This window comes from Actinospineispora spinosispora DSM 44797, assembly GCF_000429025.1.
Classification (GTDB): Bacteria; Actinomycetota; Actinomycetes; order Mycobacteriales; family Pseudonocardiaceae; genus Pseudonocardia; species Pseudonocardia spinosispora.
Map to the genome: position 1 here is coordinate 740,321 of NZ_AUBB01000006.1, position 21,476 is coordinate 761,796.

Consider the following 21,476-nt stretch of genomic DNA (forward strand, 5'->3'; position numbering starts at 1 on the left):
CTACAGCCGCCCGAGCACCTCGCGGACCTCGATCTCGATCGCCACCCGCTCCGGATTGGGGCGGGGTTCGCGGTAGCGGCGGGCGTAGCGCTCGACCGCGTCGGCGACCGACTCGGCGTCGTCCCGCACCCGGGCGACACCGGACACCGTGGACCAGCGCCCGCCGTCCACCTGCGATACCGACACCAGGGCGCCGTCCACTCCGGCCGCGCGCACGTTCGCCACCTTGACCGACGACCGGAAGGTGATCACTCTGGCGACGCCGGTGTCGAAATCCAGGGTGGCGCCCACCGCGACCGCGTGTGGCCGGCCGTCGGGGCGAACGGTGCTGAGCACACACACCCGGTACTCGGTCCAGAACTGCCGGAACTCAGGCGTGACTACCGTCGGGGCCCATCGCATCACCAGATCACCGGGAGCGAGCCTACGCCGTAGACGATCGAGAACGGACGGTAGGACAGCTGCGCGGCGGGCGTCGCCAGCCGCAGCGTCGGGAAGCGACGCAGCAGGGCCGGGAAGGCGAGCACCATCTCGCGGCGAGCCAGCTGGGCACCGACGCAGTGGTGGATGCCGTGCCCGAAGGCGAGGTGCGAGGTGGGAGCGCGCCCGGGGTCGACCTGTTCCATCCCGGTTCCCAGGTGCTCGTCACGGTTGGCGCCGGACAGGGAGCAGATGACCATGTCACCCACGCCGATGCGTTGACCACCGATCGACGTCTCACGGCGGGCGAACCGGGGGAAGGCGACCTGGACGACCGAGATGTAGCGCAGCAGGTCCTCCACCAGCGGAGCGATCCGGTCCGGGTCGAGGGCCGCGGTGCGCAGGGCGGGGTCCTCGATCAGCAGCATCGTGCCCAGCGCGAGCATGCTGGCCGTGGTGTCGTAGCCGCCGGTGAGCATGCCGTCGGCCAGGCCGGCGAGCTCGCGGTCGGTCAGCTCGTCGCCGTGTTCGGAGATCATCCGGCCGAGCAGGCCGTTGCCGGGCCGCGCGCGCTGGCGGGCCACCAGCTCACCCAGGTACTCGACCGACTCCTTGACCGCGTCGAGACCGCTGGACGGGGCGGCGTCGGAGATGTCGAACCGGTTGTTGCTGATGCGCTGGAAGTCGCCCCGCTCGTCGGCGGGCACGCCGAGCAGCTCGCAGATGACCAGCGCGGGCACCGGCTGCGCGAACGCGGCGACCAGGTCGACCGGTTCGCCACCCTCGCCCAGCGCGGCCATGTCGTCGAGGCAGCCGTCCACGACGGCGCCGATCCGGGGCTCCAGCTCGCGTAACCGTTTCGCGGTGAACTGCGGCGCGATCAGCCTGCGTAACCGGGTGTGTTTGGGCGGGTCGGCGAAACCCAGCCCTCCCGGGTCGCTGTCCTCGGACTGACCGCCGAACAGGCTGGCCAGGTCGTTGCTGAAGTTCTCGGTGTCACCGAGAACCGCACGCACGTCGCGGTAGCCGGTGACCAGCCACGTGGTGGGCCCGTTCGGGATCACCAACGGGCTGACCGGCTGCTCGGCGCGCAGCCGGGCCAACTCAGGCACCGGGTCCACACCGTTTCGGAGGAACTGCACCAGGGTCAACGTTGTCTCGGACATCACGGAGGTAGTCGGCGGCAACGCACGACCAGTTCCCGGTGCGACCCGCGCCACTCCATTTACCTTGACACTATCAGTAATATCTTTGACTATGTCAACGACTGTCGCTCGGGTCCGCGCGTTCAACCGCTTCTACACGCGGGTGATCGGGGTCCTGCACGCGAAGCTCGTCGGCTCGTCCTACTCACTCGTCGAGGCCCGGTTGATGTTCGAGCTGGCGGGGCGCGACCACGAGGGCGCCGAGCTGCGTCGGCTCCTGGACCTGGACGCGGGCTACCTGAGCAGAATCCTGGGCAAGCTCGAGTCGGCCGGACTGGTCCGGCGCACGCAGTCGCCCTCCGACGCCCGCCGCCAGGTCATCGGGCTGACCGCTGAGGGCAGAACCGCGTTCGACGACCTGGAACGGCGCCAGATCGCGTCCGTCGAGGAGCTCGTTGCGCCGTTGTCCCCGAGCCAGTGCGACGAGCTGACCTCGGCGATGACCGCCATCGAGTCGGCCCTGGGCACACGTCCCGCGCCACACACCGTCGTCCTGCGTTCCCCCGAGCCGGGGGATCTCGGATGGGTCATCTCGCGTAACGGCGCGCTGTACGCGCGGGAGCAGGGCTGGGGCATCTCCTACGAGGCGCTCGTGGCGACGATCGTCGCCGAGTACGCGAGCCGCCCCTCGGACCCGCGTGAAGCCGGATGGATCGCCGAGGTCGACGGCCGACGCGTCGGCGCGATCTTCTGCATGAAGGACGACGATCGGACGGCTCGGCTGCGCCTGCTGCTGGTCGACCCGGCGGCGCGCGGCATGGGCATCGGGGAACGTCTGGTTGGCGAGTGTCTCCGGTTCGCCGGCCGGTCCGGCTACGAGCGGATCACGCTGTGGACGGTGTCCACCCAACACGCCGCGCGGCGCATCTACGAACGGGCCGGGTTCACCCTGGACGACGAGTCGCCCTTCGACGGCTTCGGCATGCCCCTGACCGCGCAGAACTGGTCGCGTCACCTACCAGGGTGATTTGACCTTCAACCCACTCTTTGCGCGAATGGCCTAGGCACTCCGGCCAGGTTGGCTCTATCGAACGGCAATAGAGTGCATCATAATCGCTCCTGCTTGAGCTCCCCACCACGAAGCGGCGAAGACAACCGCTCGACGCGAAGAACTTAGGGAACCGTCGTGCGCGAAACGAATGGGATGTACTCGTTGGGCATGCGGCTGCGCCCGCTGCTGGCCATGGCCGGCGCAGTGCTGCTGTCCGGTGTGTTGATGTTGTTGTGTGCTGGCCCGGCACATGCGGCCGAGGCCAACATGCTCACTACCAGCGAACCACCGGCAAGTGCCACATTAGCGACGCCGCCGCGCCAGATCATCCTTAATTTCCGGTGGCGTATCAGGCACGGCTCAACCGTGGTGACCGTGCTCGGCCCGGACGGCGTCACCCAGTGGCAGCAGGACAAGCCGGTCGAGACCGACCGGGGTGTCGGTGTCGGGTTGCGGACGCTCGGTCCGGCAGGCAAGTACGCGGTGAACTATCAGGGGCGTTCCCTGCGGGGTCTGTGGTTCCACGGCACGATGGAGTTCGTCCTGGCCCCGCCGAGCAACGTTGCCGGCCGGCTCCCGTTGGCGTGGATCGCATCGGTTCTCCTGCTCACCGCGGGCGGCACGATGCTCGGCATCAGGCTGGGGCGCATCAACCAGTAGACGCTGCGAGGAAGGCCCCCGATGGAGTACGTGAAGCTCGGCTCGACCGGCCTGGAAGTGTCCCGCATCTGTCTGGGCTGCATGAGTTTCGGTGAGCCCGACCGGGGTGGGCACCCCTGGTCGCTTCCCGAGGACGAGAGCCGGACGCTGATCCGGCAGGCGCTCGACGCCGGGATCAACTTCTTCGACACGGCCAACGTCTACTCAGCGGGTTCGAGCGAGGAGATCACCGGGCGGGCACTGGCCGACTTCACGTCGCGTGACGACGTCGTGATCGCCACGAAGCTCAACGGCCGGATGCGTCCGGGACCCAACGGTGCGGGCCTGTCCCGCAAGGCGATCATGACCGAGATCGACCACAGCCTGCGCAGGCTCGGCACGGACTACATCGATCTCTACCAGATTCATCGCTGGGACCCGAACACGCCGATCGAGGAGACCCTCGAAGCGCTGCACGACGTGGTGAAGGCCGGTAAGGCCCGCTACATCGGTGCGTCGTCGATGTGGGCCTGGCAGTTCAGCAAGGCGCTGCACGTCGCGGATCTGAACGGCTGGACGCGGTTCGCCACGATGCAGAACCACTACAACCTGCTCTACCGGGAAGAGGAACGCGAGATGCTCCCGCTGTGCGCGGACGAGGGCATCGGCGTCATCCCGTGGAGCCCGCTCGCCAGGGGACGGCTGACCCGCGACTGGGACACCTCGACCAACCGCAGCGAGTCCGACGAGTTCGGCGACTCCCTGTACCTCGACTCGGACCGGGAGATCGTCGAGCGGGTCGCGGGCATCGCCGAGACCAGGGGCATCCCGAAGGCCCAGGTGGCGCTGGCCTGGCTGCTGAGCCGCTCGGAGATCACCGCCCCGATCATCGGCGCGACGAAGCCCCACCACATCACGGACGCCGCTGCGGCGGTCGAGGTCCCCCTGACCGACGACGAGATCACCTCCCTGGAAAACCCCTACGCCCCCCACAAGGTCGTCGGCTTCGCGTGACCCACCCCCCGTGAGCGGCAAGGACGTCTACCCCGGAGGGGCGCCCTCGTGAGTGGCAAGGACGTCTACCCCGGAGGGGCGCCGAAGGCGTAGGCGCTCGGAGCACTCACGACAGCTTTTCCGTCGTGAGTGATCCGGGCGCCTATAGGCGCCCTTGCCACTCACGAGTCGACGGCGAAGCCGAGATGCCTTGAAGCCGGGTACGAACGACTCACCCCACAACCCCCACCATCGCCCGAACCACGGCCGCCAGCGCCACGCGCCCAGGCGCCAGGTACTTCCGGGGATCACTGACCTCCGCGTGCTCGGCCAGATACTCCCGAACGCCCCCGGTGAACGCCACGTTCAGCGCGGTCCCGATGTTGACCTTCACGATCCCACCGGCCACCGCGAGCCGAAGCTCCTCGTCCGGAACCCCGGACGACCCGTGCAGAACCAACGGAACATCCACCGCCGACCGCAGCGCAGAGATCAGCGCCTGGTCGAGACGAGCCGTACGACTGGTCATCGCATGTGAGCTACCCACGGCCACGGCCAGTGCATCCACCCCGGTGGCCGCGACGAACTCGGCGGCGGCGCCAGGGTCGGTCCGCACTCCCGGAGCGTGTGCCCCGTCCTTGCCGCCGACCTCCCCCAGCTCGGCCTCCAGCCACAGTCCGTGGTCGTGTGCCCAGTCGGCCGCCTTGCGGGTCGCGGCGAGGTTCGCCGCGTAGTCCAGCTTCGAGGCGTCGAACATCACCGAGCCGGCGCCCGCCTCGGGCGCCCGGTACAGCAGCTCGACGTCCTCGACATGATCGAGATGCAGCGCCACCGGGACGGAGGCCTCCCGGGCCACCGCCGAGGTCGCGGCGGCGATCGGCAGCAGCCGTCCACCGTGGTACCGAACGGCGTTCTCACTGATCTGCAGGATCACCGCGGCCCCGGCCTCTTCGGCGCCCGCGACGATCCCTTCGGCGTGTTCGAGGGTGATCACGTTGAACGCGGCGACACCGTGACCGCTCGCCCGGGCCGCGGCGACCAGCTCTCCTGTGGGCACCAACGGCACGCCGGACTCCTCTGTTCGAACTGTGTCTTGACAAGTATGCAACTAAAACCAACGATATGCGAGCAAACCCAATTTCGAAGGTGGACATGGCGCACCCCCTGCTGGTCGGGCTGGACGTGGGCACCACGGCGACCAAGGCCGTCGTCCTCACCCCGGACGGAGCCGAGGTCGCGTACGGCCGCGCGCCGACGCCGTGGACCACCACGAGCACGGGTGCGCAGCTCGACGCGCGCGAGCTAGCGGCCGCGGTCGACGAGGCCGTCGGCGAGGCACTGGCCGCCGCGCCGACGGGCTGGGTGGTCGGGACCGGCGTGGCGAGCATGGCCGAGTCCGGCATCCTGCTCGACCGCGCGGGCGAGCCGGTCGGCCCGGTCGTCGCCTGGCACGATCGCCGCGACCACCGCGAGGTCGACGAGCTGCGGGACGAGATCGGCACCGAGCGGTTCTCGGCCACCACCGGGCTACCGTTCCGGGGCCAGTGGTCGTTGACCAAACAGCGCTGGTTGGGACGACATCTGCCGGAGATCGGATCCGCGGTGCGCCGGCTCGGCGTCGCCGAGTGGATCGTGCACCACCTCGGCGGGGAACAGGCGAGCGAACAGTCGCTGGCGTCGCGGACCGGCTGGCTACGGCTCGCCGACCGCACCTGGTGGCCGGAGACCCTGGAGTGGTCCGGTATCGCGAGCTCGCTGCTCCCGCCGCTGCGAGCGCCCGGGGTGTCCTGGGGCAAGGTCCGGCCCGGCCATGCGGCCGGTGGCGCGGTCCTGACCGTCGCGGGCCACGACCACCAGGCGGCCGCGGTGGGCGTCGGAGCGACCGGTATCGGCGCCGAGCTGGACTCCTGCGGCAGCGCCGAGGCGCTGGTCCGCACGGTGACGCCCGGACTGTCCGAGGACGCGCTGCGGGCGCTGACCGAGGGCGGGGTCACGGTCGGCTGGCACGTCCTCGCCGACCGGTGGTGCCTGCTGGGTGCGACCGAGGGCGGCTTGACGCTGGCGAAGGTCCTGCGTTCGCTCGGCGTCGAGGAGTCCGATCTCGCGGCACTCGACGAGCAGGCACTGGCCGAGGAGCCCACCGGACCGGCACAAATCTGGCGCTACGCGCTCCAGGAGGTCACCGAGGAGGCAGGCGGCCTGCACCGCCTGATGTCCCGGCTGACCGGTCCCGCGTCGTCGCTGATCATGACCGGTGGGTGGGCACGCAGCGCGGGTCTGCGCGAGGTCAAGAAGCAGGTTCTCGGCGACGTCAGCCGCTCGCCGGTCACCGAGGCGGGCGCGCGCGGCGCCGCGCTGCTGGCCGGCCTCGCCGGCGGATTGTACGCGAACCAGAGCGAGTTTCCCCAGCTCAGTGAGGAGCCCCGATGACCGAGCCGCTGCTCGAAGCGCGCGGCATCGTGCGCAGCTTCGGCCACGTGCAGGCATTGCGCGGCGCCGACTTCACCGTCAACGCGGGTGAGATCGTCGGCCTGATCGGGGACAACGGGGCCGGGAAGAGCACGCTCGTCAAGATCCTGTCCGGCGCGGACGTACCGAGCGCGGGCGAGATCCTGGTCGACGGGGTGCCGGTGCGGTTCGAGAACCCGCAGGACGCCCGCGCGGCCGGGATCGAGACCGTCTACCAGGACCTCGCGCTGGCTCCCGATCTCGATCCGACGGCCAACCTGTTCCTCGGCCGCGAGGTGCTGCGCCCCGGGCTGCTCGGGCGAATCGGCTGGCTGGACAAGGCGGCGATGGCCCGGCAGACCGCCGACGAGGTGGTGCGACTCGGGGTCAACCTCGAAGACCCCGCCGCGGCGGTCGCCACGCTGTCCGGCGGCCAGCGCCAGGGTGTCGCGGTCGCCAGGGCCGCGATGTGGGCCAAGAAGGTGATCTTCCTGGACGAACCGACCGCCGCGCTCGGCGTCGTGCAGACCCAGGGTGTGCTCGACCTGATCCACCGCGTCCGGGAGTCCGGTATCGCGGTCGTGCTGATCAGCCACAACATGCAGCAGGTCCTCGAGGTGTGCGACCGGGTCGAGGTGCTGCGCCTCGGCGAACGGGTCGCCCAGCTAGCCACCGAGGGGACGGACGTCGAGCAGCTGGTGTCCGCCATGACCGGCGGCACGACCAACAGGGAGCAGGGTCGATGAAGTCCTGGCTGTCCGCGCCGTCCACCAGAATCTTCGGCGCGCTGGTGATCCTGGTGGCGTTCTTCACCGCGCTGCGGCCGACGAGCTTCGCCACCCCGGCGAACATCGCCAACATCGCGGCGGACGCGTCGATCCTGCTGGTACTGGCGGTGGGCGCGACCTACGTCATCCTCACCTCGGGCATCGACCTCTCGGTCAGCGGCGTGCTGGTCTTCTCCGGGGTGATCGCCGCGAAGATCATGGCGGCGGTCGGCGGGGACGGTGTCGGTGTCATGCTGCTCGGCCTGGTCGGCGGGCTGGTCTCCGGCCTGGCCTGGGGCCTGGTCAACGGGTTCCTGGTGGCGAGGGCACGGATTCCGGCGCTGATCGTCACGCTCGGCACGATGGGTATGTCGCTGGGCGCGGCGCTGCTGCTGACCGGCGGGGTGGACATCCGGGACGTGCCGCTGAGCCTGGTACTCAACGTCGGGTCCGGCCGCGTCGCCGGCATCCCGGCGCTGGTGGTGATCGCGGCGCTGGTCGCGCTGGTGTTCGGGGTGCTGCTGGCGTGTACCCGGTTCGGCCGCTACACCTACGCGATCGGCTCGAACGCCGAGGCGTTGCGCCGCGCCGGCATCAACACCGTCCGCCACCTGGTGAAGATCTACGCGCTGGCCGGCACGCTCGCCGGTCTGGCCGGTTTCCTGTCGCTCGCCCGGTTCGCCACCACCACGATGGGCGGCCACGCGACCGACAACCTGCAGGCGGTCGCGGCGGTGGTCATCGGCGGGACGAGCCTGTTCGGCGGCATCGGCACGATGGTCGGCTCGGTCATCGGGGTGTTCATCCCGACCGTGCTGCAGAACGGTTTTGTCGTGCTCGGGGTGTCCCCGTTCTGGCAGCAGGTCGCGGTCGGTGCGGTGCTGATCGCGGCCGTGTACTTCGACCAGCTCAGACGTCGGGCCCGATCCCGCGGTTGATTGTCTCAGAGTGGAGAAACGATCATGTTGAAGAAGTTGGCCCTGGTCGCGGCGGTCTTGTCAGTCGCCGCGTGTTCCCCTGGTACTACGACATCCGCCCCGCAGACCAGGGACAGCGTGGCCGGTCAGAAGCTGGCCTTCGTCCCAGGTGTGGCAGGTGACAGCTTCTACATCACCATGCAGTGCGGCATCCAGGCCGAGGCGGCGAAGAACGGGATGACCGTCGACGTCCAGGCGCCGCAGCAGTTCGACCCGTCGCTGCAGACCCCGATCGTCAACGGGGTGATCGCGCAGAAGCCGGCCGCGCTGCTGATCGCGCCGACCGATGCCAGCGCGCTCTACCCGCCGCTGCTGCAGGCCAACCAGGCAGGCATCGCGATCGGTCTGGTGGACACGACACTCGAGCGCGCCGACGTCGCGGCCACGTCGGTGTCCACCGACAACGCGGCGGGTGGCGCGGCGGCCGCCGACGCGCTCGCGCAGCTGGTCGGCGATCGCGGCAAGGTCCTGGTCATCGCGTTCAAGGCGGGCGCCTCGACCTCGGACGCCCGGCAGCACGGATTCGAGGACCGCATCAAGGCGCATCGGGGCATCACCTACCTGGGCGCGCAGATCAACGACAACGACCCGGCGAAGGCCGCCTCGATCATCAGCGCGACCCTGGCCGCGCATCCCGACCTGGCCGGGGTGTTCGCCACCAACCAGTTCGCCGCCGAGGGAACCGCGACCGGCCTTCGCAACGCGGGCAAGGTCGGTGCCGTGAAGGTCGTGGGGTTCGACGCGGGACCGGTGCAGATCAAGCAGCTGCAGCAGGGTGAGGTCCAGGCGCTGATCGCCCAGCAGCCGTACCGGATCGGCACCGACGCGGTCGACCAGATCGTGGCCGCGATGACCGGGAAGCCGGTCACGAAGCAGGTGCCGTCGGGCACCGTCACGGTGACCCAGGCCAACCTCGGCGACCCGGCCAGCCAGCAGGCCGTCTACAAGACGACCTGCTGATGTACCGCTACGCCGCCACCCGTCAGCAGGAGATCCTGCGCGTCCTGCACGCGACCGGTCAGATCGACGCCGCGTCGCTGGCAGCCGAGTTCGGCGTCACCGCCGAGACGGTGCGCAAGGACCTCATCGCCCTGGAACGCCAGGGCCTGCTGCGCCGGGTGCACGGCGGAGCGCTCCCGGTCGAGGCGCTGACCTTCGAGCCCGAGGTCAGCGCCCGCACCGAGTTCACCGAGGAGAAGACCCGGATCGCCCGCGCCGCGCTCGCCCACCTCGACCGGGCCGGTTCGGTGTTCCTCGACGCCGGGTCCACGACGTCCCGGCTCGCCGAGATCCTCCCGACCGATCGACCGTTGACGATCTTCACCAACACCCTGTCCATCGCGCTGACCCTGGTGGCCAAGCCGAACCTGACGGTGTTCACACTCGGCGGCAGGGTGCGCGGCCGTACGCTCGCCGAGGTCGACACGTGGGCGGCGCGAGCGCTCCAGGAGATCAACGTCGACGTGGCGTTCCTGGGTACCAACGGCATCTCACTGACCAGGGGGCTGACCACACCTGACCCCGCGGAGGCCGCGATCAAGCGGCTCATGCTGTCCTGCGCGGTCCGCCGAGTGCTACTGGCCGACCACAGCAAGGTCGGCCGGACGAGCCTGTGCCAGCACGGGACGCTCGCCGACATCGACGCGCTGATCACCGACACCGGGCTGGCCGATACCGACCTGGACGCGCTGCGCGCCGCCGGATCAGCTGTGGAGCTGGCTTGATCGTCACCCTGACCCCGAACCCGAGCGTCGACCGGACGATCTTCGTCGACGCCCTGCCACCAGGCACGGTCGTGCGCGCCACCGAGAGCTTCTCCGAACCGAGCGGCAAGGGCGTCAACGTGTCACTCGCGCTGCACGCCCACGGAACACCGACCGTCGCGGTACTGCCACTCGGCGGCGCGGTCGGCGCGCAGCTGGCCGGCATGCTCGATGGCCGGGGTCTGCCGTACCGCCCGGTGCCGGTCACCGGGGAGGTCCGGGCGAACATCAGCCTGGTGCAACCGGACGGCACGGTCACGAAGATCAACGAGGGCGGTCCGACACTGTCCGGTGCCGAGGCGGACCGGTTGGCCAGTACCGCGCTGGACGCGGCCGCCGGTGCCCGGTGGCTGGTGGCCTGCGGCAGCCTGCCGCCCGGTGTCTCCCCCGACTTCTACGCACGGCTGGTCGGATCGGCGCGCGAGCAGGGTCTGCTGGTCGCCGTCGACACGTCCGGTGCCTCACTGCGCGCGGTGCTCACAGCGGGCCCTGACCTGGTCAAACCGAACCTGGACGAGCTGGCGGAGGTGACCGGGCGGACTCTCCGGTCGTTCGCCGACGTGTTGGCCGCGGCGACCGAGGTCCGTGACCTGGGCGCAGCCGCGGTACTGGCCAGTCTCGGTCCGGACGGTGCGCTGCTCCTCGACGGGAACGGCCCGCTGTGGGGTGAGGCTCCTTCGGTGCCGATCGTGTCGACGGTGGGTGCGGGCGACGCCATGCTCGCGGGCTTCCTGGCGGCAGGCGGACACGGCGAGAAAGCGCTGGCCGGGGGCCTGGCCTGGGCCTCGGCCGCCGTGCAGCACCACGGCACCCTCTTCACCACGACCGGCGTCCCCGTCTCGGTCGCCATGACCTCGACAGCGCCCGACCGCTCCCTCGCCGGCCCCGGGTAACCGTCGGCCGCGCGCAGGCCTCGAGCACTGTCTCTCCTCGCAGAGCCTCGCGTTGCGTCGCAGATGCTGCAGCGTCTGCGACACGACATGAAGCTCTGCGAAGCGGTACCCATGTGATAGTCAGCGACCCACCGCGTAGCCCTGGGCACCGCGCGGGTTCGCCGCCGCCGCCAGGTGGTCCGGTTCCCTGGCCACCGCCGACAGGCGGCCCAGGGTCCAGGGGCCGGCTATGTCCACGTTGTGGCCCCTGCGGCTCAGTTCGTCCCGGACCGATGCGGGAAAGCGCTCCTCCAGAACGACGTGACCGGTTCGGGCGCTCCTGGGGTAGAAGGAGCTGGGGAAGTGTTCGCTGTGGATCGCCGGGGCGTCGATCGCCTCCTGCATGCCGAGGCCGCCGTGCACCATGGCCAGGAAGAAGTGCAGGCTCCACTGGTCCTGCTGGTCGCCACCGGGCGTGCCGAACGCCATCCACGGTTCGCCGTCGCGCATCGCCAGGCTCGGCGACAGCGTCGTACGCGGCCGGGCGCGCGGGCGCAGCGAGTTGGGCAGGCCTTCGTCCAGCCAGAACATCTGGGCTCTGGTCCCGAGCGCGAACCCCAGCTCGGGGACGACCGGGGAGCTCTGCAACCAGCCACCGCTCGGCGTCGCGGACACCATGTTGCCGGCGGCGTCGACCACGTCGAGGTGACACGTATCGCCCGCCACCAGCCCGTTCGCCCGCAACGTCGGCTCACCGGCGCCCGCGATCAGCGACTGCGCCAGCATCTCCATGTCCGCCGGGCCGGGCAGCTCCGGTAACCGGGGTTCGCGGCCGCCCGGCGAACCGGGTCGCAGCTCCATGCTCGCCGTCGCGCCGATCAACGACCGCCGCTGCGTCGTGTAGCCGGGGTCAAGCAACCCGTCGAGCGTGCCCACCCCACCTTCCCCGTACCAGGCCTCCCGGTCGGCGAACGCGAGCTTGCTCGCTTCGATGACCGCGTGCAGGTAGTCCGGCGACCCGTAGCCCGCCTCGTCGAGACCCAGCCCCTCCAGCAGCGCGAGCTGCTGGCCGAACACCGGACCCTGGCCCCACAGGTCCGTCTTGAGTACCTGGTAGCGGCCGTAGTCGAAGGCCTTCGGCCGCTCCACCGTGGGTTCCCAGGACGCCATGTCGTCACCGGTCAGCAGCCCGGAGTTGGTCCGGCCCGACGTGTCGAGCCAGCTGGTCCTCGAGCAGAACCGGTCGATCAGGTCGGCGACCCAGCCCCGGTACCAGATGTCTCTCGCTGCCTCGAACTGTTGCTCCCGGTCGGAGCTGCGCGCGCTCGCCTCGGCCACGATCCGCTGGTACGTGCGGCCCAGGACGGGGCTGGTCAGCACCGCGCCGACGTCCGGGACCTCGCCGCCGCGCAGCCAGGCCGCGGCCGAGGTCGGCCAGTAGTCGGTGAACATGGTGGCCACCCGCGAGACCGTCGCGTGGATCGCGGGCAGCGACGGGTAGCCGCGCTCGCAGTAGCCGATCGCGTAGTCGAGGACGTCGGCGAGCGACCACGTCCCCCAACGCTGCACCATCAACGTCCAGGCGCCGAACGAGCCCGGAACCGTCGCGGCCAGCAGGCCGGTGCCGGGCACGAGCTTCAGGCCCAGCTCCCGGAACCGGGCCGGTGTCGCGGCCGAGGGCGCGACACCCTGGCCGCACAGCAGGTGCGACGTGCCTTCACGGGCGTCCCAGAGCAGCGCGGGCACCTCCCCCGCCGGGCCGTTCATGTGCGGTTCGACGACCTGCAGCACAAAACCGGCGGCGGCGGCCGCGTCGAAGGCATTGCCACCGCGCTCCAGCACGCTCATCGCGGTCGAGGAGGCCAGCCAATGCGTCGAGGCGGCCATGCCGAACTGGCCGGTCAGTTCAGGACGGGTAGGCGTCACACCGGCCACGATAGGACCCCGACGGGCGAACGCGCCGTACGGCGACGAGGATGGACCTGAATTCAGTCGCCGAATCAGGAGGTTCAGTGAGCACGGAGAGCAGAGTGGCGATCGTGACCGGTGCCGCGCAGGGCATCGGCGCCGCTACCGCCGAGCGACTCGCTCAGGACGGCCACGCCGTCGCGGTCGTCGACCTGAAAGAGGACAACTGCGCGGACACCGTCGCTCGGATCACCAAGGCCGGCGGCAACGCACTCGCGGTCGGCGCGGACGTCAGTGACTCCGACGCGGTCGAACAGGCCGTCGCGCGCGTGGCCGATGTGCTGGGTCCGCCCACCATCCTGGTCAACAACGCGGGCGTCACCAGGGACAACCTGCTGTTCAAGATGACCGAGGTGGACTGGGACACCGTCATGGGCGTCCACCTGCGTGGCTCCTTCCTGATGAGCAAGGCGGCGCAGGCGCACATGACGGCCGCCAAGTGGGGCCGCATCGTGAACCTGTCCAGCACCTCCGCGCTGGGCAACCGGGGCCAGGCGAACTACTCCGCCGCGAAGGCCGGTCTGCAGGGCTTCACCAAGACCCTCGCCATCGAGCTGGGCAAGTTCGGCATCACGGTCAACGCGATCGCTCCCGGGTTCATCGCGACCGAGATGACGAAGGCCACCGCCGAGCGGGTCGGCGTCGCGTGGGAGGACTACAAGAAGGGCGCCGCCGCGCAGATCCCGGTCGCCAGGGTCGGCGCGCCGGAGGACATCGCCAACGCCGTGTCCTTCTTCACCGGTGACGCGGCCGGTTTCGTGTCCGGCCAGGTCCTGTACGTCGCCGGCGGACCGAAGGCCTGATGGACCTGCAGCTGGGTGGGAAGCGCGCGCTGGTCACCGGCGGTAGCCGGGGTATCGGGCTGGCGGTCGCGCGAGAGCTTCTCGCCGAGGGCGCGCGCGTCGCGGTCGTCGCACGCGACGGCGCCGCCCTCGACGCCGCGGTGACCTCCTTGGGCGAGGGTGCCGTGGCGATCGTCGCGGACACCGGCGACGACGAGTCGGTCCGGGCCATGGCCGCGCGCGCCACCGAGCTGCTCGGCGGAGTCGACATCCTGGTCAACTCCGCCGCGCGGGCGGCGGTTCCCGGTGCGGCGCCGAAGCTCGGCGACATCACCGACGACGCGGTGCGTGACGAGCTGGAGATCAAGGTTCTCGGTTACCTGCGCTGCGCGAGGGCGCTGGCGCCGGGCATGGTCGAGCGCGGCTGGGGTCGCATCATCAACATCAGTGGGCTCAACGCCCGGATGGCGACGTCGTTGATCGGTTCGGTGCGCAACGTGTCGGTCGCCGCGATGACCAAGAACCTCGCCGACGAGCTCGGGCCCGCCGGGATCAACGTGACCGTGGTGCATCCCGGTTACACGATCACCGAGCGGACGCCCGAGGTACTGGCGGGTATCGCGGCGGCCCGGGGTGTCGGCGAGGACGAGGTCGCGGCCGGTATCGCCGCCGCCACCAGCATCGGCAGGATCGTCACGGCCGAGGAGGTGGCCTCGGTGGTCACCTTCCTGGCCTCACCGCGCAGCGTGTCGATCGCCGGTGACGCCGTCGCCACCGGCGGCGGCATGCGCGGCCCGATCTACTACTGAGCGAGCGCCTGCCGGGCCCTGCGGCGGGTGATCACGGACCTGGCCAGGGGATCCATGACCCTGGCCAGGACCGGGCCGAGGACCGCCATCAGCAGCACGTAGGTGGTCGCCAGCGGCGCGAGTCCCGGATCGATCGCGGCCGAGGTCAGCGCGAGACCGGCGATCACGATCGAGAACTCTCCCCTGGCCACGAGCGCGGCGCCGGCACGCAGCCGGCCGACCGAGCTGACCCCGCCGCCGCGTGCCGCGAACCAGCCGGTTGCGATCTTGGTGAGGGTGGTGACCACCGCCAGTGCGATCGCGACCGGCAGCACGGCAGGGATGTCGGCGGGATGGGTGTTGATGCCGAACACCACGAAGAAGATCGCCGCGAACAGGTCCCGCAGCGGCTCCAGCACCCTGGTCGCGTTCTCGGCGGTCTCCCCGGAGATCGCGATGCCCAGCAGGAACGCGCCCACGCCAGCCGAGACCTGCAGCTGCGTTGCCAGCCCGGCGACCAGCAGCGCGACGCCGAGCAGCCGCAGCAGGAACACCTCGGAGCTGGGTGACTCCACGATCAACGACACGAACCGGCCGTAGCGCAACGCCACGACGAGCACCACGGCGAGCAGGGCCAGCGCGATCCCGACCGTGCGGGCGCCGGCCGCGAACCCGACGCCGGCGAGCGCTGCGGTCGTGATCGGCAGGTACAGCGCCATCGCCAAGTCTTCCATGACCAGCACCGACAGCACCGCCGGGGTCTCCCGGTTACCCAGCCGGCCAAGGTCGCCGAGGACCTTGGCGATGATCCCCGACGAGGACACCCAGGTCACCCCGGCCATGGCCAGCGCACCGAGCGGTCCCCAGCCCAGCATCAGCGCCGCGATGGCACCCGGTGCGGCGTTGAGCACCATATCGATGACACCCGCCAGCCACGACTGGCGCAGGCCGGACACCAGGTCGGTCGCGGTGTACTCCAGGCCGAGCAGCAGCAACAGCAGGATGACGCCGACCTCGGAGGCGATCTCGGTGAACGGCTCGATGCCGTCCAGCGGGGCCAGCCCTCCCCTGCCGAACGCCAGGCCGCCCAGCAGGTACAGCGGGACCGGCGACACACCGATGCGGGTCGCCAACCTGCCCAGGACGCCGAGTCCGAAGAACAGTGCGCCGAGTTCGACGAGTGCGGTCGCTGCGTGCGGCATGGAGTGTGGGTCAGCCCTGCTCGAGGATGGTGGCGGCCTGCTTGAGTCCGTCGGCGGTGCCGACGATCACCACGAGATCACCGGCGGCGAACCGGTAGTCCGGCCTCGGTGACGCGGCGACCGTGCTGTCCCGGACGACTGCCACGATCGAGGCGCCGCTGCGGGTGCGCATGGTCGTGTCACCGAGCGTCCGCCCCTCGTAGGGCGAACCGGGCTGCACCGGAATCTGCGCGGTGGCGACCCCCGGAACCTCTGAGTGCTCGGCCTGGAGCTGCGCGACGAGGTTGGGCGCACCGAGCAGGGTGCCGAGCGCGACGCATTCCGGCTCGTTCAAGGCGACCGTCGCGCTGCATGCGTCCGGGTCGGTCAGGTCGGACACGAGGAGCTCGCGATGCCCGTCGCGGTAGGTCAGCACGCCCAGTCGTCGACCGTTGGCTGTGGTGAACTCCTGTTTGGTGCCCACCCCCGGCAATCTGGTCACCTCGATGTCCACAAACCCACCCTAACCTTTACTCAGCTAGTCGACGCGGCCGCGGGTGAGTACCACGAAACACAGCAGTCCCGCGACGGTCAGCCCGCACATCAGCACGGCCATCGGTACCGCGCTGCCGTCTCCGGTGATGCCGACCAGCGGCGCCGCGATCGCACCCAGCAGGAACTGCAGGACACCGAGCAGCGCCGAGGCGCTCCCTGCCTGGCTTGGCAGACCGCCGAGTGCCATCGCGGTCGCGTTGGGCAGCACCAGCCCGACACTGGCGACGACCGCGAACAGCGAGGTCAGGACGACCGGCAGGCCCAGGTCGGCGAGTACCGCGACGAGCAGTCCGACGCCGCCGGCCAGTGCGATCACCAGGCCGGCCAGCAGCATCCGGCGCGGTGCCCACCGGCTGAGCAGCACCCGGTTGAGCTGGCCGAACAGTGCGATGCCGAACGCGTTGACGCCGAACGCGACGCCGAACAGGGTGGGGCTGAACCCGTAGTTCTGCTGCAGCACGAACGGTGAGCCGGAGATGTAGGAGAACATCGCGGCGAAGATCAGCCCTGTGGTCAGCGCGTAGCCGACGAACCGCCGGTCGGTGAGCAGCCCGCCCATGACCGCGAGCGTCGCGCTCAGCCCGCCCGTGTGCCGGTCCCCCGGCGCGAGCGACTCGGGGAGGAAGAACGCGCAGGCGATCAGCAGCACCAGACCGTAGGCGGCGAGTGCCGCGAACAGGCCTTGCCACGGGAACAGCCGCAGCAGCTGGCTGCCGATGAGCGGCGCCACGATCGGCGCGATGCCGGAGATCAGCATCAGCAGCGACAGGAACCGCGCCAGCTCCAGCCCCTCGAACAGGTCCCGCACGACCGCCCTGGCGATCACCAGCCCCGCCGCGCCGGCCAGCCCCTGGACCAGCCGCATCCCGGTGAGGACCGTGGCCGACGGCGCGAGGGCGCAACCGATCGAGGCGAGCGTGTACAGCGCCAGCCCGATGAGCAGCGGCCGGCGCCTGCCGAGGGCGTCGCTGTACGGACCGGACAACAGCTGCCCGAGCGCAAGGCCGGCGAGGCACGCGGTCAGCGTGAGCTGGACACTCGAGTCCTCGACCGCGAACTCTCGCGCCAACACGGGCAGCGCCGGCAGGTACAGATCGATCGACATCGGCCCGAAGGCACTGAGCGACCCCAGGATCAGGGCGATGGAGAGCCGACGACGACCAGTCACGATCTCCAGACCCTAAGCCACGCCCCGCCGTCCCCGTCTCGGACGACTGTGCACACCTTCATGCTGTGTCGCACACGTCCGGACATGTGCGACACAGCACGAAGGTGTGCAAAGTGGGCCACTTGGGGGTCTTGGGGGCTCCGTGCGAGCTGCCCCTACTCGAACCTGAGTGCCTCGATGGGGCGTAGGCGAGCTGCTCTGTTCGCTGGGTAGCCGCCCGCGACCACGCCGATCACCAGGCTCACCGCGAAGGCGATCAGCACCGGGAAGGCCGTGAGGACCGGTGGGGGGAAGGACGGGACGAACTTCGGCACGATCATGCCACCACCCACCGCCGTGCCGACCCCGATGATCACGCCGATCAGGCCACCCAGGCCGCACAGCATGACCGACTCGGTCAGGAACTGCTTCAGGATCGCCCGCCTCGGCGCCCCGATGGCCTTGCGGATACCGATCTCCCTGGTCCGCTCGGTGACCGCGACCAGCATGATGTTCGCGACGCCGATGCCGCCCACGATCAGCGAGATGGCGGCGACGGCGGCGGTGAAGATGGTCAGGAACGTGATCATCTCGGTGCGCTGGGCCAACCGGTTGCTCTGCGACCGGACCTTGTAGTCCCGGTCGGACGCCTGGTGCATGCGGTGCTGCTTGTCCATGATCGTGTTGATCTGGGCGGTGGCCTGCTTCACCGAGTTCGCGGACGTCGCCTTGACGATGATCTGGTTGACGATGTCACCGCCACCGATGAGGTAGGCGCGTGACGTACCGAGCGGCATGATGACGGTGTTGTCCTCCTGGCCGTCCGCGACCAGCACGCCGATCACCTTGAACGTGGAGCGGCCGACCCGGATGTTCTGTCCGACCACGTCGTTGAGGTTCGCCGACGGCCCCCACAGGTAGCCGATGGCTTCCTGACCGATCACCAGTACCTTCGCGTTGCTCTTCTCCTCCGCCGTGGTGAAGAACCGCCCCACCTGGACCGCGCGGTCGGCGACCTGAAGGTAGTCGGCCGTCGAACCGGTGAGGCTCGCCTGTTCCTGCGCCTGGCCCGCGGTCAGCACAGCGCTACCGGTGGTCATCGGCGTCACGCTGGCGATCGCCGGGGCGTCCTGCGGGTTCTGCAACGCGGCCACGTCGGCGTCGGTGAGGTCCCGCGCGGTTCCGCCGCCGGGGACAGCGCCGTTGGCCTTGCTGATGGTGATCTGGTTCGCGACCTTGGACAGCTGCTCGTCGAAGCCGGCCTTCACGCCGTTGCCCAGCGCCACCAGGATGATCACGGCGGCGACGCCGATGATGATGCCCAGCGTCGTGAGCAACGCGCGGAGCCGGTTGCTGCGGAGGCTGCGCAACGCTGCCAGGAGCGTCTCCCTGATGGTCACGAGGCTCAGCTAAGCCAGCCACGCTGTGAACAGCCTGTGCGCCCGGCATGAAAAGGCTGGTCCTGGGACGCCTGTTTCAGCAGTTCACGCCCGTGAGTGCTTTCGGTTGCCAGAGCAGCCGAAAACACTCACGGGTTGTGAGCGGGTCAGATTTTGTCGAGGCCCGCGCGACGCAACGCGTCCGCCATGGAGCCGCTCGGGGCGCTCCGCGAAGCGCTGCCACCGCCACCGCCACCGCCACCTCGGCGACCGTCCTGGTTGGGCCGCTTGCCCCGGGACGGGTTGGGCTTCGCGTCGCGCTCGGGACGGCCACGCTCGGGACGGCCACCGCTGCCGCGCCGCTCGGCTGCCGGGTCCTCGTCCAGCCGCATGGTCAGCGAGATGCGCTTACGCGCGACGTCGACCTCCCGGACCTTGACCTTCACGATGTCACCGGACTTGGCGACCTCGCGGGGGTCGGACACGAACCGGTCGGACATCGCCGAGACGTGCACCAGACCGTCCTGGTGCACCCCGACGTCGACGAACGCGCCGAATGCGGCCACGTTGGTCACGACACCTTCGAGCACCATGCCGACCTTGAGGTCGGCCAGCTTCTCGACACCGTCGGCGAACGTCGCGGTCTTGAACGCGGGCCGAGGGTCCCGGCCGGGCTTCTCCAGCTCGGCGATGATGTCGGTGACCGTGGGCAGACCGAACGTGTCGTCGATGAACTCCCGCGGCTTGAGCGCACGCAGCTGCCGGGTGTCGCCGATCAGACTCGGCAGCTCGGTACCGATCGACGCCAGGATGCGCCGCACCACCGGGTAGGCCTCGGGGTGCACGCTGGACGCGTCGAGCGGGTCGTCGCCGCCGGGGATACGCAGGAAGCCCGCGCACTGCTCGAACGCCTTCGGACCGAGCCTCGGCACGGCGGACAGTGCCTTGCGGGTGCGGAACGGGCCGTTCGCGTCACGGTGGTTGACGATGCTCGTCGCCAGGCCCTCGGTGATGCCGGAGACCCGGCGCAGCAGCGGCGCGGACGCGGTGTTGACGTCCACCCCGACCGCGTTCACACAGTCCTCGACCACCGCGTCCAGCGAACGGGACAGCTTCAGCTCGGACACGTCGTGCTGGTACTGCCCGACGCCGATGGACTTCGGGTCGATCTTGACCAGCTCGGCGAGCGGGTCCTGCAGGCGGCGCGCGATGGACACCGCGCCGCGCAGCGAGACGTCCATGTCGGGCAGCTCGGCCGAGGCGTACGCGGACGCCGAGTACACCGAGGCGCCCGCCTCGGACACCATGACCTTGGTCAGCTTCAGCTGCGGCATCGTCGCGACCAGCTCGCCGGCCAGCTTGTCGGTCTCCCTGGACGCGGTTCCGTTGCCGATCGCGATGAGGTCGACGTTGTGCTCGGCGGCGAGCTTGGCCAGCGTCGCCAGGCTCGCGTCCCACTGCTTGCGCGGCTCGTGCGGGTAGATGACGTCGGTGGCGACCGACTTGCCGGTGGCGTCCACGACGGCGACCTTCACGCCGGTCCGCAGCCCGGGGTCGAGCCCCATGGTGGCCCGGCTGCCGGCGGGAGCGGCGAGCAGCAGGTCACGCAGGTTCGCCGCGAACACGCCGACGGCGCCGTCCTCGGCGGCCTGCCACAGCTTGCCGCGCACATCGATGCCAAGGTGGACGACGATCCGGGTGCGCCAGGCCCAGCGGACCGTGTCGTTCAGCCACTTGTCGGCCGGCCTGCCCTCGTCGCGGATGCCGAACCGGCCGGCGATGCTGCGCTCGAAGCTGCTCGGTCCCTCGGCGGGCGGCTCCTCCGGCTCGAGGACGAGCTCGAGCGCTTCTTCCTTCTCGCCTCGGAACATGGCGAGGATGCGGTGCGAGGGCAGCTTGGTGAACGGCTCACCGAACTCGAAGTAGTCGGCGAACTTCGCGCCCGCCTCCTCCTTGCCCTCCTTGACCTTGGACACCAGGCGACCGCTGGTCCACATGCGTTCGCGCAGCTCACCGATCAGGTCGGCGTCCTCGGCGAACTTCTCGACCAGGATCGCCCGCGCGCCTTCGAGGGCGGCGGCGGAGTCGGCGACGGTCTCGTTCAGGTAGCCACCGGCCAGCGTGGCCGGGTCCTGCGACGGGTCGGCGAGCAGCGTGTCGGCGAGCGGTTCGAGGCCGTTCTCCCTGGCGATCTGCGCCTTCGTGCGCCGCTTGGGCTTGTACGGCAGGTAGATGTCCTCGAGCCGGGCCTTGGAGTCGGCCTCCAGGATGCGCGCCTTCAGCTCGTCGTCGAGCTTGCCCTGCGAGTCGATCGACTCCAGCACGGCGGCGCGGCGTTCCTCCAGCTCACGCAGGTAGCGCAGGCGCTCCTCCAGCGTGCGCAGCTGGGTGTCGTCCAGCCCGCCGGTGACTTCCTTGCGGTATCGGGCGACGAACGGGACCGTCGAACCGCCGTCCAGCAGGTCGACGGTTGCGTCGACCTGGTTCGTGCGCACGCCGATCTCGTCGGCTATCCGCTGATGAATCTTCCGTGCCACGCCGGCTGCGACTCCGCTGACCTCACTCACGCCGTCCATGGTGTCGCTCCCAGCGCGCGACGCA

General features: G+C 70.1%; 20 protein-coding genes. 11 read left to right on the forward strand and 9 right to left on the reverse strand.

Going from position 1 to position 21,476, the window contains the following annotated elements; genetic code table 11:
* Entirely contained in the window at positions 1 to 402 is a 402-nt protein-coding gene (locus G406_RS0103650; RefSeq protein WP_028932751.1) for a pyridoxamine 5'-phosphate oxidase family protein, read from the reverse strand.
* The gene (locus tag G406_RS0103655; protein ID WP_245606991.1) at positions 402 to 1,532 is read right to left on the reverse strand and encodes a cytochrome P450; all 1,131 of its coding nucleotides are present in this window, start codon (positions 1,530 to 1,532) and stop codon (positions 402 to 404) included. The genes G406_RS0103650 and G406_RS0103655 overlap by 1 nt, the downstream gene beginning before the upstream one ends.
* Before the next feature lie 145 nt (positions 1,533 to 1,677).
* On the opposite strand from G406_RS0103655, the gene G406_RS0103660 reads away from it, so the two are divergent.
* The 3 genes from G406_RS0103660 (at position 1,678) to G406_RS0103670 (ending at position 4,269) form a co-directional block, all read left to right on the forward strand.
* Positions 1,678 to 2,592 (forward strand): bifunctional helix-turn-helix transcriptional regulator/GNAT family N-acetyltransferase, encoded by a 915-nt coding sequence (locus G406_RS0103660; protein ID WP_028932753.1) that lies wholly within the window; start codon positions 1,678 to 1,680, stop codon positions 2,590 to 2,592.
* A gap of 159 nt (positions 2,593 to 2,751) precedes the next feature.
* Positions 2,752 to 3,276, forward strand: a complete 525-nt coding sequence (locus G406_RS55425) for a copper resistance CopC family protein (RefSeq protein ID WP_156934655.1) — start codon at positions 2,752 to 2,754, stop codon at positions 3,274 to 3,276.
* A 21-nt stretch (positions 3,277 to 3,297) separates the two neighbouring features.
* On the forward strand, positions 3,298 to 4,269 hold the full coding sequence (locus G406_RS0103670; RefSeq protein WP_028932754.1) for an aldo/keto reductase: 972 nt from the start codon (positions 3,298 to 3,300) through the stop codon (positions 4,267 to 4,269).
* Between the two features lie 211 nt (positions 4,270 to 4,480).
* Here G406_RS0103670 and G406_RS0103675 read toward each other — a convergent pair whose 3' ends face one another.
* On the reverse strand, positions 4,481 to 5,314 hold the full coding sequence (locus G406_RS0103675; RefSeq protein ID WP_028932755.1) for a class II fructose-bisphosphate aldolase: 834 nt from the start codon (positions 5,312 to 5,314) through the stop codon (positions 4,481 to 4,483).
* A gap of 86 nt (positions 5,315 to 5,400) precedes the next feature.
* Here G406_RS0103675 and G406_RS44455 point away from each other — a divergent pair, with 86 nt between their 5' ends.
* Genes G406_RS44455 through pfkB form a run of 6 tightly spaced genes read left to right on the forward strand, consistent with a single transcriptional unit; the run spans position 5,401 to position 11,096 of the window.
* Positions 5,401 to 6,678: an FGGY-family carbohydrate kinase gene (locus G406_RS44455; RefSeq protein WP_051341442.1), complete on the forward strand. Its 1,278-nt coding sequence runs from the start codon at positions 5,401 to 5,403 to the stop codon at positions 6,676 to 6,678.
* The gene (locus tag G406_RS0103685; RefSeq protein WP_028932756.1) at positions 6,675 to 7,442 is read left to right on the forward strand and encodes an ATP-binding cassette domain-containing protein; all 768 of its coding nucleotides are present in this window, start codon (positions 6,675 to 6,677) and stop codon (positions 7,440 to 7,442) included. Before G406_RS44455 ends, G406_RS0103685 begins: the two co-directional genes overlap by 4 nt.
* Entirely contained in the window at positions 7,439 to 8,401 is a 963-nt protein-coding gene (locus G406_RS44460) for an ABC transporter permease (RefSeq protein ID WP_084215727.1), read from the forward strand. The genes G406_RS0103685 and G406_RS44460 overlap by 4 nt, the downstream gene beginning before the upstream one ends.
* Positions 8,402 to 8,425: 24 nt before the next feature.
* Complete coding sequence (locus G406_RS0103695) at positions 8,426 to 9,400, forward strand: ABC transporter substrate-binding protein (protein ID WP_051341444.1); 975 nt, start codon at positions 8,426 to 8,428, stop codon at positions 9,398 to 9,400.
* Complete coding sequence (locus G406_RS0103700; protein ID WP_037074748.1) at positions 9,400 to 10,164, forward strand: DeoR/GlpR family DNA-binding transcription regulator; 765 nt, start codon at positions 9,400 to 9,402, stop codon at positions 10,162 to 10,164. The genes G406_RS0103695 and G406_RS0103700 overlap by 1 nt, the downstream gene beginning before the upstream one ends.
* Positions 10,161 to 11,096, forward strand: coding sequence for a 1-phosphofructokinase (pfkB, locus tag G406_RS0103705; RefSeq protein ID WP_028932759.1), 936 nt, complete (start codon positions 10,161 to 10,163; stop codon positions 11,094 to 11,096). The genes G406_RS0103700 and pfkB overlap by 4 nt, the downstream gene beginning before the upstream one ends.
* A 120-nt stretch (positions 11,097 to 11,216) precedes the next feature.
* Here pfkB and G406_RS0103710 read toward each other — a convergent pair whose 3' ends face one another.
* Positions 11,217 to 12,962, reverse strand: coding sequence for a gamma-glutamyltransferase family protein (locus G406_RS0103710; protein ID WP_051341446.1), 1,746 nt, complete (start codon positions 12,960 to 12,962; stop codon positions 11,217 to 11,219).
* A 125-nt stretch (positions 12,963 to 13,087) separates the two neighbouring features.
* On the opposite strand from G406_RS0103710, the gene fabG reads away from it, so the two are divergent.
* Positions 13,088 to 13,846, forward strand: a complete 759-nt coding sequence (gene fabG / locus G406_RS0103715; protein WP_245606992.1) for a 3-oxoacyl-ACP reductase FabG — start codon at positions 13,088 to 13,090, stop codon at positions 13,844 to 13,846.
* Positions 13,846 to 14,634 carry an SDR family NAD(P)-dependent oxidoreductase gene (locus G406_RS0103720; RefSeq protein ID WP_028932762.1) on the forward strand — a complete coding sequence of 263 codons (789 nt, stop codon included), beginning with the start codon at positions 13,846 to 13,848 and terminating at the stop codon, positions 14,632 to 14,634. Before fabG ends, G406_RS0103720 begins: the two co-directional genes overlap by 1 nt.
* Here G406_RS0103720 and G406_RS0103725 read toward each other — a convergent pair.
* The 5 genes from G406_RS0103725 to G406_RS0103745 all read right to left on the reverse strand — a co-directional run bounded on the left by G406_RS0103725 (position 14,628) and on the right by G406_RS0103745 (position 21,442).
* Complete coding sequence (locus tag G406_RS0103725) at positions 14,628 to 15,815, reverse strand: cation:proton antiporter (protein ID WP_028932763.1); 1,188 nt, start codon at positions 15,813 to 15,815, stop codon at positions 14,628 to 14,630. The two genes, G406_RS0103720 and G406_RS0103725, sit on opposite strands and share 7 nt — an antisense overlap.
* Positions 15,816 to 15,825: 10 nt before the next feature.
* Positions 15,826 to 16,308: a cation:proton antiporter regulatory subunit gene (locus G406_RS0103730; protein WP_028932764.1), complete on the reverse strand. Its 483-nt coding sequence runs from the start codon at positions 16,306 to 16,308 to the stop codon at positions 15,826 to 15,828.
* A gap of 24 nt (positions 16,309 to 16,332) precedes the next feature.
* The gene (locus G406_RS0103735) at positions 16,333 to 17,517 is read right to left on the reverse strand and encodes a multidrug effflux MFS transporter (RefSeq protein ID WP_245606993.1); all 1,185 of its coding nucleotides are present in this window, start codon (positions 17,515 to 17,517) and stop codon (positions 16,333 to 16,335) included.
* A 155-nt stretch (positions 17,518 to 17,672) separates the two neighbouring features.
* A complete protein-coding gene (locus G406_RS0103740; protein ID WP_028932766.1) occupies positions 17,673 to 18,896 on the reverse strand; it encodes an ABC transporter permease in 1,224 nt (407 codons plus the stop codon).
* 146 nt (positions 18,897 to 19,042) lie between these two features.
* Positions 19,043 to 21,442: a Tex family protein gene (locus tag G406_RS0103745; RefSeq protein ID WP_245606994.1), complete on the reverse strand. Its 2,400-nt coding sequence runs from the start codon at positions 21,440 to 21,442 to the stop codon at positions 19,043 to 19,045.
* Between the last annotated feature and the right edge of the window lie 34 nt (positions 21,443 to 21,476).